Genomic DNA, 18,112 nt, shown 5'->3' with positions numbered 1-18,112 from the left:
AATTTAATCAATTAGTATCTGTGATATTTTGTTTCGATAAAGAATGCTGAGAGTCCCTATTACAGGATTCTCTCAACGTATTTTAGTTAGTGGTTTCCAACAATACAATATCAAATTCAGTGTCGATAGTCACTTTTCCATTCTTCACCGTCACCTCTTTTCCTGAGTAGGCATCACGCAAGTGAGTTCCATCAACAAATTTTACAGGTAGTACTTTTTCTCCTTTTTCAAGATCCAAAGCCACAATCACCTGATCCTGAAAATCACCTTTCGTATATGAACGGCTGAACACATATGGATTTTCCGAAATCATTTTGTGAACACCTGCTCCAACAGCCGGGTGGTTTCTTCTGAACTGTCCCAACAACTGCCAGTGCTTCAATGTAGCCTGTACCTTAGCATCTGTTTTTACATCTTCCCAGTTCATGAACGAACGTAAGGTAGCATCGCCCTGAGTCCCCTCAATAAGCAAAGGTCTCGCCGTTTCGTCGCCATAGTAAACCTGCGAAGTTCCCGGGCAAAGCAATAGCTTGGTAGCCGACTCAATACTTCTTTCTCTTTTCTGATCGAAAGGAGTACCGTCATCATGTGAGGTCAGGTAGTTCAATACACCATATCCTTTTAAATCGCCATGAAGAATATCTGAATATCTCGAAAACAACTCTTCATAAGCTGATTGAGCGTTGTATTTAAATTCGAAGTTGATTAAATCGGTAAATCCGTTGGCATAGTAATTCACCTTTTTGTCGCCAAAATCGTAGGCAAACTTGTGGCTGATGCTATATCCATAAACCTCTCCTACTGTGTAGAATTTGTTATCATCCAGAACCTTTTCTGGATTGTTCTTCTTCCACAATTCAAAAGCATATTCACACTCTTTGCGGAAGTCAGCCCAAACCGATTCTTCGGTATGTTTTACTGTATCTACTCTATAACCGTCGATACCAAACTGAATAATGTAATCGCACAACCACTTAATCAGGTAGAACTTCGGGGTACGAGGATAACCCGTGCGAGCAAAGAACTCGTCCAGTTCCTTCATCTCCTGATCGTAGCGACCTTCGTCTTTCCACTTCTGTGCCAGGCTGGCTGGAATTCCAACCTCCTGAGTGCTTTCTGTTTTGATATCAGGCAGATTATCGGTTAAGGTACACTCAATGGTAGTTTTGTAATTCTTATAAGTACAGGTAGGCTCTACACGCACCCATTCCTTTTCCCATGCAGGATCTTTCTCAGTAGCTGGTCCGGTATGGTTGATTACGGCATCCATTACGATACGAATTCCATTGGCATGAGCTGTTTGAACCAATTCAGCCAAATCGTCCATGGTTCCAAAGTTAGGATCTAAAGCAGTCCAGTCCTTGGCCCAGTAGCCGTGAAAACCGTAGGTATTTCCTGTTCCCTCATCAACAGATCCGTGAATCTGTTCCGTGATTGGCGTAAACCATATGGCATTAATACCCAGTTTGGTAAAATATCCTTCTTTAATCTTTTGCGTGATTCCCTTGATGTCTCCCCCCTCGAATCCTCTCAATTTACCTGTTGGTAATTCTCTCTCAAAGTTGACATCATTATCTGTTGTTCCATTATTGAAACGGTCAGTCAGCAGGAAGTAAAGGTTTGCACCCTCCCACACAAAAGGTTTCTCTTTCTGTTCTGCTTTTTTCTCAACCTTTGAACAAGATGACAAAAACAGAAACAATACTGCTAAAATGCTGAATCCAATATTCTTCATTATTTGGCAAGTTTTATAGTGATTGATTGATTTTTTCCTTTATGTAACTCTTCAGTAAACTGAAGAACTCTTGAGTTTTTATCCCAGATGAAATCAAGGTTTTTCTTTCCCCACTTCACCTTCTTAGGTTGCTTTTTGATACTATGAATCACCCAATTTACTTTCTTGTCTTCAATTGTGTAGTTCGATCCTTTCTCAGTTGCAATATCCAATTTTAATTTGGAACCTGAATGGGCAGAAGTAAACTTCAACAACTCATATTCTCCTTTTTCATATGCTTTAGGAGTTTCTCCATTATCGTTGTAAAGTTTTCCCTTGCTAGTCTTCACAGAAGAGTCATGATAGTAGTGCAATTCATAATTCTCTAAAGAGTATTCACCTGAATTGTGCATTCCCTTTTTCATTGGAATGAAAGAACCTGCACGCACAAATACTGGAATATGATCCTCTTCAACCTGAACCGTGTACGACGATCCACCGAAATATTTTTTCTCCTTTACAAAATCGAACCATACGTTTCCTTTTGGCAAGTACACCTCTTTTTGCTTGGCTCCTGCATCAGTAATGGTAGATACTAGAAATGCATCTCCCCACATGTAGGTATCGGAAACATTCAGCAATGCTTTGTTATCCTGCTCTTCAAAAAACAGAGGTCGCATCAATGGCAATCCTGTTTGGTTGTTTTCAAACGCTAAGGTGTAGTTATATGGCATCAACTGATATCTCATCTCGATAGATTTCTTGGCTAGTGCCTTTGTTTTAGGCTCTCTGAATATCGGCTCCGATGGCACAGCTTCCTGCGCATGCGGACGATAAATAGGCTGGAATACGCCATACTGCAACCAACGGGTATAGAGTTCATCATCCAGGTTATCCCCGGCAAATCCTCCCAAGTCGGAGTGCATATAGGAAATTCCCTGTAGCCCCATCTGAAGGGAAATCTCAGTTTGAGGTTTCAAACCATCCCAGCTACGGCTCACATCTCCGGTCCATGGAATCATTCCATATCTTTGAGATCCGACAGCTCCAGCTCTCATCAAAATAAAAGGTCGCTGATTGGAAAGGTCCTTCTCGTATCCTTCATAGACCAATTTGGCCCAATAATGTCCGTAAATATTGTGTACTTCATCGGCTGAACCATTGATATGCTGCAAGGCTGAAGGGTGTACTTCAGGCTCTCCAAGGTCGCCCCACCAGCCACCAACGCCCATATTGGCCAAACCTTTATAGATATTCCAGAACCATTCTTGTGCCTCTGGTTTAAATACATCAACCAATCCTGTGTTTCCAAAGTAGAAGTCAAAGGTGAAAGGTTTCCCCTCCATGTCGGTTCCCAATACTTTGTTATCCACAGCTTCCTGCCATCTTTTCGAGGTGGTCAGGATAAAAGGTTCTGTAATCAGAATGGTCTTCACTCCCTTTTTATCCAAATCAGAAATCATCTTCTCAGGATTTGGGAAAGAGTCGCGATGGAAGGCCAGGTTCCCCATTTCTCCTTTCATCTCCTTTCCAAACCAGAACAGGTCCAGAATAATCGCATCTACAGGAATGGAATCTTTTACAAACTGATCGATGGTTTCCATGGTCTCCTTCTGAGAATGGTAACCAAAACGACTTGAAAAGTTACCCAAAGCCCATCGAGGCAACAGCGGTTGTCTTCCCGTCAGGTTGGTAAACTCATAGGTGAAATCTTCCCATGAATCAGCAGCAATTACCTGATAAACCTTACGTCCACTGATAGTCTCATAACGCAAAGTATTTGTCTTTTTGCTGTCTAAATCCAGATGTCCGATAGGAGCATTATCGAAATGAACCGCATATTTCTTTGATGAAATAACCACAGGCATGGTGTAGTTCATCAATTCAGAATGAGTTCCGTATCCGTAATGTGCACGATTGTAAAGATTCAAACGATATCCTCGTCTGTTCATTCCCAACACACGAGCTCCTCCACCAAATAACACTTCCTCTTTTTCAATTTGGAAATCGATATTTTCGGTACTGTCAGTTTTAGTATATCCCTCTTTTTCTGATATCAGATTCTTTCCTTTATATAGGTATTGAATCGAAAATGGTGACTTTGATATCTCCACTGCAAGTCCTTTTGACATGTATGCTAAAGTACCATTCTTCTCAACCAAACTAAGACCATCAACTTTTGGGTTCAACACAACAGCATGTGAAATACCTTTTTCTTCTCCATTCGGTATAAATGCAGTTTCAACAATACTTTCATTGTAAAATTGAATTTCATATTTTCCATCATTGGTTTTAACTTCTAAAACCTTACCATTCAATTGAGATGAAATAAATTGTCTCTCACTATTTTGTGCAAAAACAGTAGATGATATTGCAATTAATGCAATAAAAACAAATAATCTTAAACCTTGTAATAACCTCATACTCTTTCTAAAAATGCCCTCAAGCTATTTTCTATTTTAATTCCAATACCATTGATGTGTTCCCATTCACTTTTAATTTTCCATTTAAAAGTTGAATGTTTTTTTCACTCAAAATATCATATCCTTTTGTAAATTCTTTTATACTTTCCGAAAAACGATCCAAACTCAACTCCTGACTTTCATCACCATTATTTAGGATTACCATAACTGTTTTCTCATCATTAAATCGGAAATAAACATACACATCATTTTGCGGGATATAATGTTTGAGTTTGCCCGAATGAATAACAGAATTAGCTTTTCGCCACTGAAGTAGTTTTTGTAAAAAATTGAATGCCTCATTTTCCTTTTCAGTTCTTCCCTGGGCTGTAAAAGCATTTCTTGCGTCATCTTCCCAACCTCCGGGAAAATCGATACGCATTTTTCCATCACCATCACTCTTCTTTCCTTCCATTAAGATTTCCACACCGGCATAAATTTGAGGTATTCCTCTTGTAGTCATCAAAAAAGTGTTGATTAATTTAAACTTATCAAGATCACCTTTTAAAGTAGACATGATCCTATCCGTATCATGATTTTCTGTAAAAATCAGAATATTACTTAAGTCTTTGTATAAATAATCTGAAGCAAGACTCTTATACAATCGAACCAAACCATTCTCCCACTGCTGTTTTTCCAGGAATGCTTTCTCCAAGGAAAAGAACAACTGAAAATCCATAACACATGGCATGTAAGAGTTGTAAGCATTTGCATTCAATGCATCCTTTTGCCAGTAGGCAATATCAGCCGCAGACTTGTACCATGTCTCTCCGACAATATTCAAATGGGGGTATTCAGTTAAAACCGCTTTTCCCCATTTGGACATTCCCTGAGGATCATTATAGGGATGAGTATCCATCCTTATTCCGTCCAGGTCTGCATATTCTACCCACCAAATACTGTTTTGAATCAGGTAGGTCATCAACAATTCATTTTTCTGATTTAAATCAGCCATACTACGATCAAACCATCCATCAGAGAATTGAACCTGATCAATATTCGATGCATAAGGGTCCAGGATGGTCGATTTTCTGTGGTTGGAGTTGGTGTACTCATCGTGCAGATGTACCCAGTCTTTCTGAGGTAAATCTTTCATCCACCAATGAGCGCTGGCACAATGGTTAAAAACCATGTCCATGATCAGCTTTATGCCTCTTTTTTTACATTCTTTGGAAAGCTCCAGGTAAGCTTCGTTTCCTCCAAATCGAGCATCTACATTGTAGTAATCCGAAATGGCATAGGTGTGGTAAGAACCTCTGGCTTCATTATCTTCCAGTAAAGGAGTACTCCATAAAGCAGTAATTCCTAAATCTTGTAAATAGTCAAGCTGATTAATGATTCCTTCAATATCGCCACCATGGCGACCATCAAAATTGGCTCGATCTGCTTTTTCAGCCAATCCATCAACTGAATCGTTTTCGGGATTTCCATTGGCAAATCGATCTGGCATCAATAAATAAATCACATCAGAAGAATTAAAACCTTTGCGGTTTGAAGAATTCACTTTTCTCTCCTTCAGTTCATACTGATATTTAATTTCCTTGCCTTTGGAATTGGTAAATGTAATATCAAATTTTCCTGCTTTCGCAGATTTATCGATTTGTAAATTAACAAACAGGTAATTTGCATTCTCAACATTTTGCACTGATTGCAGAAAAACACCTGGATAATCCAATCTTACCTTATAATCTCCAATTTCCTGACCATAAATTAACAATTGCAGATTGGGATTCTCCATTCCTACCCACCAGAATTCTGGTTCAAGCTTTTCGATTTTAGTTGTTGCTGCTATGGTAGTCAGACTAAAAAAAGAAAAAAATAAAATTAGAAAAAATGTTCTTTTCACAGTGCTCATCATGAGTGTTATTAATATTAAAATTCAGGACAGCAGATAAACCACCATCCTGAATTGCTATAACTATTAATTAAGCATGTTCTACTACTAGACTGCTTTCTTTTTCAACTTTGTATTCATCATCTTTAACGAAGATATTGATTGTTTCCCCTTCTTCATTAATAACTCCTACACCATCTTCAGAAACTCTTACATTTAACAAGTTGCCTCTAAAACGAACTTTAAATGAGTAAGATTTCCAGACTTTAGGAAGCATTGGGTTAAATACCAAACTTCCATTTACAACTCTCATACCACCGAAACCTTCAACAATCGACATCCATGTTCCTGCCATACTTGTAATGTGAAGTCCTTCGTGCACCTCTTTATTGTAATCATCCAAATCCAAACGAGAAGTTCTTAGGTACAAATTGTAAGCTCTTTCTTCATCGCCAATTTTTGCTGCTAAAATAGAGTGAATACATGGCGACAATGATGACTCATGAACTGTTCTTGGTTCGTAGAAATCATAGTTCTTACGAATTGTTTCCAAATCATATTGATCTTCGAACAAGTAGATTCCTTGCAATACATCTGCTTGCTTGATAAAACAAGAACGTAAAATTCTATCCCATGACCAGTGCTGGTTAATTGGACGAATTGCTGGATCCAGGTCAGCAGCCAGGATTTGCTCTTTATCCATAAAGCCATCTTGTTGCAGGTAAACACCTGTTTCCTCATCAACAGGATAGTACATATTTTCAATAATATCGCTCCATTTAGAAGTTTCCTTATCGAAATCGAAGTTCAAATTCTTCAAGATTTCTTCGAAACGTGCTGGATTGGTTTCTTTCACATGAGCCATAGCTTCCTGAGTATATTTCATACACCAGTTTGCAATGGTATTTGTGTACCAGTTGTTGTTGATATTATTTTCGTATTCGTTAGGACCTGTAACTCCTAACATTACATATTTCTTCTTTGCTTGAGAATAAGATACACGCTGACTCCAGAATCTTGAAATTCCGATCAACACATCTAATCCATATTCTTCTAAGTATTTTTTATCGTCTGTGTGGCGGATATAGTTATAAATGGCAAAAGCAATTGCTCCATTTCGGTGGATTTCTTCAAATGTAATCTCCCACTCGTTATGACACTCTTCACCATTCATTGTTACCATTGGGTACAATGCAGCACCATTAGTAAAACCAAGTTTCTCTGCATTTTCAATGGCTTTTTGTAATTGCTTATGACGATAGATCAATAGGTTTCGAGTTACTTCAGGTTTAGAAGTACTCAAATAGAATGGAACACAGTAAGCTTCAGTATCCCAATAGGTAGATCCACCATATTTTTCACCGGTGAAACCTTTAGGACCAATATTTAGTCTTTCATCTTCACCTGTATAAGTTTGATTCATTTGGAAAATATTGAATCGAATGGCTTGCTGAGCAGCAATATCACCTTCAATAACAATATCACTATGATCCCATTTGTCAGCCCATGCATTAACATGTTCTTCCAATAGTGCACCATATCCTTTAGCATTAGCAGCCTCTACTACAGAAAGTGCGTCTGATGCAATATCAGTTTTACTGTGGTTTAATGAGCTTAATACAGCTGCATATTTATAGATTGAAATCTCTTGATCTTGCTCAGCATCAATTTCTACTGTATTGGCAACATATTTGGCATCCTCAGTTAAAGCAGGATTTAAATCCACTTTCTGACCATCCTTTAACACCTCATACTTCATGCTCATACAAACATGAAAGTCAAGTTTTTTAGTTGCAGCAGTAATGTATGCTTCACCTTTCATTGACTTAGCCTGCAGAACATTCCAAAATTGTTCGTCGTAGTTTGAATCTTCGTTTGTAACATCAGCATCCACATATGGAGTGAAACCAATCTTCCCATCAAAATTTAATGGTGTTACAGAGTAACGAATGGCACCAACTTCAGACGTAACAATACTTAAAAATCTTTTGGCTTCAACTTTTACCTTGTTTCCGTTAGAAAGTGTAGCTACAAAACTACGCTCTAAAACGCCCTCTTTCATGTTCAAAGTACGCACAAAATCACTCACTTCACATTTGGCAAGGTCAAGCATTTCACCATTAATTTTCACATCGATACCAATCCAATTTGGCGCATTTAACACTTTTGCAAAATATTCAGGATAACCGTTTTTCCACCATCCTACTCTGGTTTTATCCGGATAGTAAACTCCAGCTACGTAAGTTCCTTGTAAAGTTTCGCCTGAATAATGTTCTTCGAACATGGCTCTTTGTCCCATGTTTCCATTACCCAAACTAAATATACTTTCAGATGCACGGTGGTTTTCAGGATTAAAGCCTTCCTCAATTATACACCACTCATCATGCTTTAAATACTCATTCATGTTTGATTTTCTTTTAATTAGCTATTAGCAGTTAACTTTTCAAACAATTACTGCTAAGCGTTAATTGTTTATCGTTAAAAGTTTAATTGAGTCATTGAAAAACCCACGAATCCTGGAACAACAATATTTGCTTTTCCCAATACATCAGGTGATCCGATACCGACACATTTCATATTACCATTTATAGCAGCTTCAACACCAGCTTCTGCATCTTCAAAAACAATACATTCAGATGGTGAAACACCTAACAACTCAGCCCCTTTTAAAAATACTTCAGGATCTGGTTTTGCATTGCTAACATGTGTTCCATCAACAACTGCATCGAAATAATCAGTAAGTTCTAACTGATTTAAAATGGTCATAGCGTTTTTACTAGCTGAACCTAAAGCAATTTTGATTCCCTTAGCTTTAAGTTCATTAAAGAAATCTTTAACACCAGGAAGTATTTCATCTGGAGTCATTTTTAATATGTACTCCACATAGTTTTTGTTTTTCTTATCAGCCAGTTCCAGTTTTGTTTTTTCATCCAATTCAACTCCACCAATTTCCAAAAGAATATCTAATGATCGCATACGGCTCACGCCTTTCAATCTTTCATTATCCTCTTCGGTAAAGTCGAATCCCAATTCATTTGCTAAACTCTTCCATGCGATATAATGATACTTTGCGGTATCAACAACCACACCATCTAAATCGAAGATGCATGCACTAATCTTTCCCATCAGTTTTTATAAATTGTTTTTGTTATTTATCTGATTCTTTAACAAAGAATACAGATATTGCTCCTAAAATCATGATAATACCGGCTAGAACCAGAATGTAAATTCCATCGCCGCCAAAAAAAGTACGAAGTATTGGTCCTCCAAATACACCACTTAAAATCTGAGGTACAACTACAGTAAGGTTGAACAGTCCCATATAAACTCCCATTCGTTTAGCTGGAAGTACTCCTGATAAAATGGTATAAGGCATAGCCAAAATACCAGCCCACGCAATACCTACACCTATCATAGAAATCAATAATAAGTAATGGTTGCTAAACATCATGGTTGATATAAAACCGATACCTCCCATAGCTAAAGCACCTGCATAAACTGTTTTTCTACTGGTCAAGCTAATTAGCTTAGGCATTACAATAGAAAACAATGCCGCTACCAAACTGTACACTGCAAAACAAATACCTACCCAATTCCCTGCTTCGTTAAAAGCATTTAAAATTTGCTTATTGGTTTCGGTTTTTGCATTAAAATCGATAGGAACACCGAAATAATGCTGAGAAATTGCAGTTGTAGAGTAAACCCATAAAAGAAATAATGGAAACCACGAAAACAATTGTACAATTGATAATTGCTTCATTGTTTTTGGCATATTCATCAACAAACTCCAAAAACTTTCTTTCGTTTCCTTATCTTCTTCTGTTATGTTATTATAAGCCTCAAATTCTTCTGGTGGATATTCCTTTGTTTTAAATACTGTAACCAGCACACTAATCAAAAGAAGGGAACCTCCAATATAAAATGACCAAATTACCGAAGGAGCAACATTGCCTCCTGCCGATTCATTGGAAATTCCTGAAGCAGTCATAATAAAAGGCAATGCAGAACCAATTACAGCACCCACATTAATTAAAAAGCTTTGCACTGAATAACCAACATTTCGTTGCTCTTCAGGTGTCATATCAGCAACCAATGCTCTAAATGGCTGGAAGGTAACATTAAAAGATCCATCCATTAATGCAAGCATAACAACTCCAAACACCAAAGCCCCACCTGCTTTTACAAACATTGGTGCATTAGGCATTAAGAACATTGCCAACATTGAAACGATTGCTCCAAACAAAATATATGGAGATCTTCTTCCCAATCGGTTCCACGTTTTATCACTTGCTGCACCAACTACAGGCTGAACTACCAATCCCATAATTGGGGCTACCAACCAGAAAAAGGATAATTCATGTGGATCTGCACCTAAACTTGTTAATATTCTACTGGCATTTGCATTTTGTAATGCAAAACCAAACTGAACACCTAAAAATCCAAAGCTCAGGTTCCAGATTTGCCAAAAGCTTAAACGAGGTTGTTTCTTCATTTGATCGATATTAATTCTTCTTACTTTTTAGAAGTTTGATTTCAATTTAAGCTGTTTTTTATATCACAGCTTATATCACCACACCAGGATAAAAGAAACAAAAGGAATTAATCATGTCCCACAATATTGCAAGTGCAATACAGTTTAAGACCAACTAACTTTTACATCACAATTAGAAAAATGGATTTGATCTTATTCATCTCCTTCTATTATCCAGAAATGAGATCATATTATAAGGAAGTATATTTTTATAAAGTCGGAAAAGAGGTTTCCCTCTGGGACAAAAGTACGGAAAAGTATGCAATCTGTCAAGAAGTTTCGTACCTCGACCTCTCTACAAGCCAGTAAAAACAGGCCAAGAAACCCATTTCAAACGATTGCAACATTTTTTTATTTTTTTTTACATCTATTAAATTAAAAGCCAACATTCTAACTTTTAAACAAAAAAAAAGAGTTGAACTTATTCAACTCCTTATCATCTTATAATATCGATAATTAATTTTTAGTAGATCCCCTAACGATTAAATTAGTCTTTACAACTTTGGTTACAGGCTCATAATCCATTTCACCTTCCTTAATTCTTCCTACAAGCAATTCACTTGCTCTTAAGCCAACCTCATATCCATGCTGTTCTAAAGTAGTTAAAGCAGGATCAGAGGTTCGTGAAACAACACCATCGGTAAATCCTATAATAGATATATCGTCCGGAACCCTAAATCCAGTTTTCTTTACAACCGATAATGCACCGGCTGCTGTAAGTTCATTAACAGCAAATATAGCATCAGGTGGTTGTGGAAGTCTTAATAAATCCGGGGTTTTCTCTAATGCTTCCTCAAAACTATCACATTTAATAATCAATTCATCATCAATTGGAAGTTTGTGTTTTAGCAAAGCCTGTCGATAACCCTTCTGTCGATTTTGCCCCAAAAGCATATGTTGTGGTGCAGACAAATGAGCGATTCTTTTACATCCTGTATTTATAAGATGTTCTACCGCAGTAAAAGCACCAGCAAAATCATCAACAATTACGTTATCAGAAGAGATCTCATTGCAAACTCTATCAAAGAAAACAACCGGTATTCCATTGTTTCGTAACTCTTTAAAATGACTAAAATTTCTCGTTTCCTTTGACATGGATACCAACACCCCATCTACCCTACTTGACAACAAAGCCTGTACGTTGGCCAATTCCCTTTCATAAGACTCATTGGATTGGAACATCATAACATTATACCCAGCTTCGTGTGCAATTTTTTCAATCCCACTAATTACGGATGAAAAGAAGTGATGAACAATTTCTGGAATAATAACCCCAATAACATTCGATTTGCTATGTCGCAAACTAAGAGCAACAGCATTCGGTTTATAATGCCATTTCTTAGCCAATTCATTTACAGCTTCCTTGGTTTTTGCACTAATATCAGGATGATCTTTTAAGGCTCTTGATACAGTAGAGGCAGAAATGCCTAATTCTTTTGCAATATCTTTTATCGTTACCTGTCCGCTTCTCATATATATTTAATAGAGATTTAATAAATAAGTTTGATTGCACAACTCTAATATTATCAAAGAATTAAGAAAACCTTAGAATTACCCCAACCGAAACCTTTATAGCCTTCGTAAATATAGAAAAATTTAAACAAAACTATCGGATTACCCATTATAATATTGCCTGTAAATTTAAATATCGACATAAATAGATATCAAACGTTTGCGGCAACGATTGCGATGATTTATTTGCACTTAAATATCAATGGTTTAAAAACTTGATTTTGTCATTACGTATCTTTGGTAATAGAAAAAATTAAGGCTAACTTAAGACTTAGATAATTTTAAACGCTGAAGAAGGAAGCTAAAAAGTCGGAAACTTGAGTTCATATTTCTTTATCGTATTTTAAAATATATCTAAGCTATTAACTAAATTCTAATTTATCTTAAATTTCTATTTATGGAACTTAACATTAGTATGCTAAGAAAACTGCTTCTCATGTTTGTTACGGTTTTTTCATTTACCGTTTTGCAAGCACAGGAAAAAGCAGTTAGTGGTACTGTTACCGATGCAAACGATGGCATGGGTATACCTGGTGTTTCCGTTGTAGTTAAAGGTACCACTATAGGTACTACAACTGACATTGACGGAAAATATATGCTTAATGTCGATGCTAATTCTACACTTGTATATTCATTTGTAGGATATAAAACTCAAGAAATTTTGGTTGGAGAGCAATCTCAAATTAATGTAGTTCTTGGTGTTGAAACCGAAAACCTTTCCGAAGTTGTTGTGATTGGTTATGGTCAGGTTAGAAAAGATGATGCAACAGGAGCTGTTTTTTCAGTAAATTCTGATGATTTTAACCAAGGATCAACAAGTTCTCCACAAGACCTAATTGTAGGTAAAGTTGCTGGTGTGCAAATTGTAAGTGATGGAGGTGCACCTGGTTCGGCTTCTACAATTCGTATTCGTGGAGGATCTTCCATGTCTGCTAGTAACGATCCATTAATTGTTATTGATGGTATTCCGTTAGACAACAGAGCTATTGATGGTATGAGTAATGTTTTAAGTTCATTAAACCCGAATGATATTGAAACATTTACAGTTTTAAAAGACGCCTCTGCTACAGCAATTTACGGTTCCAGAGCATCCAATGGTGTAATCCTTATTACTACTAAAAAAGGAAAAGCCGGACAAGATATTCAAGTAACTTACGATGCAAAATTTTCTTTTGGCAAGATTAAAGAAACCATTGATGTTTTAAGTGCTGATGAATTTAGAGCTTTAGTAAATGAAAGAGCAAAGACAAGTTCTTCTGTAAATCCAGATTTACTTGGTAATGCTTCAACAGACTGGCAAGACGAAATTTATCGCAATGCTTCTGGTCACGAACACAATGTAGGTATTACAGGATCTTTAAAAAACATTCCTTACCGTGCCTCAATAGGTTATACTGATCAAAAAGGTATTTTGCAGACTTCAGAAATGCAAAGAACAACAGGAACATTAAACCTTAATCCAAAGTTTTTTGATGATCACTTAAAACTTAATGCAGGATTGAAATACATGTCTATCGATAATCGTTTTGCAGATCGAGGTGCTATTGGAAGTGCATTACGTTTTGATCCTACCAAACCTGTTTTCAACAACACTGGAATTTACGGAGGTTATACAACCTGGTTGATGAGCGATGGTTCAAGAAATGTTAACGCAACACGTAACCCGGTTGCTCAGTTACAACAAAGACGCGACGAATCAGATGTATCAAGATTTATTGCTGATTTCCAAGCTGATTACAAATTACACTTCTTCCCTGATTTACAAGCTAGTGTAAAATTAGGATATGACTATTCAGATAGTGAAGGATATACAATTACTGATCATGAAGCATCTTGGGTAAGAGGAAATCTAGATGTTATTGAAAGAAATTACACACAGGAAAAAAAGAATAAGCTTTTAGACCTTTATTTAACTTATAATAAAGACTTGCCATCTATTAACAGTAAAATAGATGTGATGGCTGGTTACGAGTGGCAAGAATTTTGGGCTAAATCAACAGGTATAGAAGATCTTAAAGATGGTAGTACCAGATTAGACCCTGTTAGAGAACCACAAAACAACTTAATTTCATATTTTGGTAGAGTCAACTACAACTTTATGGACAAGTATATTCTTACTGCTACTGTTCGTAGAGATGGTTCTTCAAGATTCCATGAAGATAATCGTTGGGGTACCTTCCCTTCTGCTGCTTTTGCATGGAGACTAAGTGAAGAAGAATTTATTAAAAACATTGAGGCCATAAGTAGTATCAAAGTTCGTTTAGGTTACGGAGTTACCGGACAGCAAGATATTGGTGGAGATTTCCCTTATTTAGGAGTTTACCAAATCAGTGATTCTCAAACAAGATACCAGTTTGGTGATAAGTTTTACAATTTGATTAGACCTAACGGATACGATGAAGCAATTAAGTGGGAGGAAACTACTACATATAACGCTGGTATCGACTTTGGATTCTTAAATAACAGAATTAATGGTACAATCGACGTTTACAAACGTAAAACCAAAGACCTGTTAAATACAATTCCAGTACCAGCCGGAACAAACTTTATCGACCTGTTAACAACAAATGTTGGTGATTTGGAAAACAATGGTTTCGAATTCACAATCAACGGTATCCTAATGAATAAGGAGGATTTATTTTGGGAGGTTGGATTTAACCTGGCTTACAACAAAAACGAAATCACTAGTTTAACAAATTATGACGATCCTACTTATGCAGGTGTAGAAACTGGTGGAATTAGTGGTGTAGGTGTAGGTAATAATATCCAAATCCACTCAGTTGGGCATCCGCTATATACATTCTACGTTTACGAACAAGTTTATGATGCAAACGGAAAACCAATTGAAGGCCTTTACGTTGATAGAAATGAAGATGGTCTGATAAATGATGACGATAAATACTATGCTAAAGATCCTGCTCAGGATTACAATATGGGATTCTCTTCATATTTAAAATACAAAGATTTTGATTTTGGTTTTAATGGTAGAATTGGAATTGGCGGACAAATTTACAATAATGTAATAGTAGGTGGTAGATACCAGGAAATGACAGTAAATGAATACTTAACCAACTTACCTACAGAAATTAACAAGTCACAATTCGAAACTGCACAACAATACTCTGACTATTTCTTAGAAGATGCATCATTCTTTAGAATAGATAATATTACTCTTGGTTATAACTTCACTAAGCTATTAAAACCTCTTCTAGGTTTCGATGTTAATGCCAGAGCATACGCTTCTGTTCAGAATGCATTTGTTATTACAGACTACAGCGGATTAGATCCTGAGGTTAACGGTGGGATTGACAACGACGTATATCCAAGACCAAGAACATTCTTGTTTGGATTGAATCTGAAATTTTAATTGATAAATGTTATTAGTTATGAATAAAAAATATTTTAAAACAAATTATATCATGATAGCATTTGCATTATTATTTGCATGTGTGTCGTGTGAGGATGATTTGAACACAACTCCTCGTAGTGAGGACCTGGCAACTGCTGACAAAGTGTTGACCGATGCTGAATCGTACAAACAACTTTTAGCTAAATGTTATGCAGGATTAATTCTAGGTGGTCAATCAGGTGTTGATGCAGATCAGGATATTAGTAGTATTAATGGTGGTTTTTCATCTTATTTAAGATTATTATGGAATCATCAGGAGCTACCAACAGACGAAGCTATTTGTGCCTGGAACGATGGTAATTTGAGAGATTTACATGATCAAGACTGGAATAGTAACAATGAATTTGTTACTGCAATGTATTATCGTATCAATCTTGAAATTGCGTATTGTAACAATCTGATTCAACTAACTGAAGGAAAATCAGAATTCGATGCATTTAGAAATGAAGCAAGAGTATTAAGAGCTTTAAGCTACTACCATATGTTAGATATGTTTGGTCGTGGTCCTTTTGTAACCGAAAAAGATCGTGTCGGATCATTTTTCTTCCCGGAAATGGCAACGCAACAACAACTTTTTGATTATGTAGAAACAGAACTTACTACTATTGAAAATGACCTAATGGATCCAGGAACCAATGAGTATGGTAGAGCGGATAAAGGTTTAGCGTGGGCAATTCTAGCAAAAATGTATTTGAATGCAGAAGTTTACATTAATACTCCTAAGTATACTGAAGCAATTACCTATAGTAATAAAATTATAGATAGCTATTCATTAGAAGCTGATTATGAGAATTTATTCTTAGCTGATAATCATTTAAGAACTAATGAAATTATTTTCCCTATCACATCAGATGGTAACAACACTCAAACTTGGGGTGGTATGACTTTCATCATTCACTCTACCGTTGGAGGCGACATGCCTGCAAGCGAGTCAGGTATCGATGGTGGTTGGGGTGGTAACCGAACTACTTCAGCTTTTGTAAATCTTTTTCCAGATGCTACTGGCACCGATGCTCGTGGTTTGTTCTTTACTGAAGGACAAAACCTTGAAATCGGAGACATTTTTAACTTTAGAGATGGATATGCATTGCGTAAGTTTAGAAATATTACTTCAACAGGAGCCGTAGGGTCAAATTTATCATTCCCTGATACTGATTTCCCATTGTACCGACTGGCTGATTTCTACCTGGTATATGCTGAAGCTGTACTTCGTGGAGGTACAGGTGGTACTAAAACTGCTGCAGTAGATTATATCAACGAACTTAGAGAAAGAGCATATGGCGATACATCTGGTAACATCACCGAAGGCGATTTGAACCTAGATTTTATCCTTGACGAAAGAGGACGCGAACTATATTGGGAGTGCCATAGAAGAACCGACTTGATTAGATATGAAAAATTAACAGGAGGAGCTTATAATTGGCCATGGAAAGGCGCCGTTGCTGGTGGTACATCAACTGATGCAAAATATAATGTATTTCCAATTCCATCGTCAGATATCAATGCAAATCCAAATCTGTCGAATATCTCAGGTTATTAATAGATTTAAAAATACGTTATGAAGAATATAAAATACATACTAATATTACTTCTCGCAGTAAGCTTTTTTTCTTGCGAGGATGATGATATTATCAAGTTAAATGATTCAAATTATGAGCCTGCTAATAACATCACAGGTTTTGGTTCTACTTTGAACATTTCTAAGGATATTAAAGCTGAATCAATTAAAATAACATATACTCCTGCATCATATGGTGTAGATATTGTTACAACTCATCAGCTTCAATTTGCTACATCAAACGATTTTGCAAATCCTGTTACTTTAGATATTGATGCTGCAGACGATTCTTTTACTTTCACAGTAGGAGCATTAAATGAGCTTCTTACAGAATCTCTTTTATTGCCAGTAGATGTAGAAGCAAATGTTTCTGCAAGAGTTATGACTTACTCTTTATCAGGAGTTGACACTCTTTATTCTGAACCAGTTAGCTTTGCAACTACTCCATATCTGGATATTCTTTTTGCTCCTGAAACATTCTATCTATTTGGTGATGGTGTTGGACGTGTTGCACAAAACAACAAGCTTAAATTCAATAAAGTTCATAGTGAACCAGATGATTCTTGGACAATTGTTTGGATGGAAGCTAATGGTACTTTCAAACTTTGTTCTGATGAAAACTACAAAGGAGTAATCGGTAAAATTGGAGATGCTGATCCTGCTACTGGAGAGTACACATTAGGTACTACTGACAACAGAGGTGAAGATATTCCTGTTCCGGGAACTGCTGGCTATTATACCGTTGGTGTTAATTTAGCAACAAACAAGTTACTAATAGAACCTGCTAACATATACATTACAGGTCCTACCATTGGTAATGTGTGGCCTACTAGTTCTGTTGTAGATGATAACAAGTTTAAGTTAGATGCTGAGAACAAGAAAATGTTCTTAACAAAATCCTTACAAGCTGGAGAACTTAGATTACACGTTACCCACCCATATATTGGAGACTGGTGGCATGCTGAATTCTTATTCTTTGATGGTAAGATTGTTTACAGAGAAGCTGGTGATGATCAGGAAAGAGTTAATGTTAACGCAGGCGAACAGACCATAGAGCTTGACTTTATTAATCAAACTGGTAAAATTGAATAA

10 protein-coding genes are annotated in these 18,112 nt (G+C 36.6%); 3 read left to right on the top strand and 7 right to left on the bottom strand.

All coding sequences use genetic code 11. The features are described from left to right. Window positions 1–82: 82 nt before the first annotated feature. The 7 genes from NQ163_RS05325 to NQ163_RS05295 form a co-directional block, all read right to left on the bottom strand. The gene (locus NQ163_RS05325; RefSeq protein WP_268189244.1) at window positions 83–1,735 is read right to left on the bottom strand and encodes an alpha-amylase family glycosyl hydrolase; all 1,653 of its coding nucleotides are present in this window, start codon (window positions 1,733–1,735) and stop codon (window positions 83–85) included. Next, entirely contained in the window at window positions 1,735–4,137 is a 2,403-nt protein-coding gene (locus NQ163_RS05320) for a glycoside hydrolase family 31 protein (protein ID WP_268189243.1), read from the bottom strand. The genes NQ163_RS05325 and NQ163_RS05320 overlap by 1 nt, the downstream gene beginning before the upstream one ends. Window positions 4,138–4,168: 31 nt before the next feature. Continuing rightward, window positions 4,169–6,031 (bottom strand): glycoside hydrolase family 13 protein, encoded by a 1,863-nt coding sequence (locus tag NQ163_RS05315; RefSeq protein ID WP_268189242.1) that lies wholly within the window; start codon window positions 6,029–6,031, stop codon window positions 4,169–4,171. Between the two features lie 70 nt (window positions 6,032–6,101). Continuing rightward, window positions 6,102–8,414: a glycoside hydrolase family 65 protein gene (locus tag NQ163_RS05310; protein WP_268189241.1), complete on the bottom strand. Its 2,313-nt coding sequence runs from the start codon at window positions 8,412–8,414 to the stop codon at window positions 6,102–6,104. Between the two features lie 74 nt (window positions 8,415–8,488). Beyond that, window positions 8,489–9,136, bottom strand: coding sequence for a beta-phosphoglucomutase (gene pgmB / locus NQ163_RS05305; RefSeq protein WP_268189240.1), 648 nt, complete (start codon window positions 9,134–9,136; stop codon window positions 8,489–8,491). 22 nt (window positions 9,137–9,158) lie between these two features. After that, on the bottom strand, window positions 9,159–10,502 hold the full coding sequence (locus NQ163_RS05300) for an MFS transporter (protein WP_268189239.1): 1,344 nt from the start codon (window positions 10,500–10,502) through the stop codon (window positions 9,159–9,161). Window positions 10,503–10,997: 495 nt separating this feature from the next. Continuing rightward, complete coding sequence (locus NQ163_RS05295; protein ID WP_268189238.1) at window positions 10,998–12,014, bottom strand: LacI family DNA-binding transcriptional regulator; 1,017 nt, start codon at window positions 12,012–12,014, stop codon at window positions 10,998–11,000. Between the two features lie 436 nt (window positions 12,015–12,450). Between NQ163_RS05295 and NQ163_RS05290 the strand changes: the two genes are divergently transcribed. The 3 genes from NQ163_RS05290 to NQ163_RS05280 are packed head-to-tail and all read left to right on the top strand — an operon-like array spanning window position 12,451 to window position 18,112. Then, the gene (locus NQ163_RS05290) at window positions 12,451–15,420 is read left to right on the top strand and encodes a SusC/RagA family TonB-linked outer membrane protein (protein WP_268189237.1); all 2,970 of its coding nucleotides are present in this window, start codon (window positions 12,451–12,453) and stop codon (window positions 15,418–15,420) included. Between the two features lie 52 nt (window positions 15,421–15,472). Further along, on the top strand, window positions 15,473–17,002 hold the full coding sequence (locus NQ163_RS05285) for a RagB/SusD family nutrient uptake outer membrane protein (RefSeq protein WP_268189236.1): 1,530 nt from the start codon (window positions 15,473–15,475) through the stop codon (window positions 17,000–17,002). A gap of 18 nt (window positions 17,003–17,020) precedes the next feature. After that, on the top strand, window positions 17,021–18,112 hold the full coding sequence (locus NQ163_RS05280; protein ID WP_268189235.1) for a SusF/SusE family outer membrane protein: 1,092 nt from the start codon (window positions 17,021–17,023) through the stop codon (window positions 18,110–18,112).

Source organism: Marinifilum sp. D737, assembly GCF_026672275.1.
In the GTDB taxonomy this organism is placed as follows: domain Bacteria; phylum Bacteroidota; class Bacteroidia; order Bacteroidales; family Marinifilaceae; genus Marinifilum.
Note: the sequence above shows the minus strand (reverse complement) of the source record. Positions and strands in the feature narration are given on the sequence as shown.

Excerpts from the sequence above, each read along its gene's own strand:
- NQ163_RS05325 (WP_268189244.1), bottom strand. The coding sequence starts at position 1,735 with ATGAAGAATATTGGATTCAGCATTTTAGCAGTATTGTTTCTGTTTTTG.
- NQ163_RS05320 (WP_268189243.1), bottom strand. The coding sequence starts at position 4,137 with ATGAGGTTATTACAAGGTTTAAGATTATTTGTTTTTATTGCATTAATT.
- NQ163_RS05315 (WP_268189242.1), bottom strand. The coding sequence starts at position 6,031 with ATGAGCACTGTGAAAAGAACATTTTTTCTAATTTTATTTTTTTCTTTT.
- NQ163_RS05310 (WP_268189241.1), bottom strand. The coding sequence starts at position 8,414 with ATGAATGAGTATTTAAAGCATGATGAGTGGTGTATAATTGAGGAAGGC.
- pgmB (WP_268189240.1), bottom strand. The coding sequence starts at position 9,136 with ATGGGAAAGATTAGTGCATGCATCTTCGATTTAGATGGTGTGGTTGTT.
- NQ163_RS05300 (WP_268189239.1), bottom strand. The coding sequence starts at position 10,502 with ATGAAGAAACAACCTCGTTTAAGCTTTTGGCAAATCTGGAACCTGAGC.
- NQ163_RS05295 (WP_268189238.1), bottom strand. The coding sequence starts at position 12,014 with ATGAGAAGCGGACAGGTAACGATAAAAGATATTGCAAAAGAATTAGGC.
- NQ163_RS05290 (WP_268189237.1), top strand. The coding sequence starts at position 12,451 with ATGGAACTTAACATTAGTATGCTAAGAAAACTGCTTCTCATGTTTGTT.
- NQ163_RS05285 (WP_268189236.1), top strand. The coding sequence starts at position 15,473 with ATGATAGCATTTGCATTATTATTTGCATGTGTGTCGTGTGAGGATGAT.
- NQ163_RS05280 (WP_268189235.1), top strand. The coding sequence starts at position 17,021 with ATGAAGAATATAAAATACATACTAATATTACTTCTCGCAGTAAGCTTT.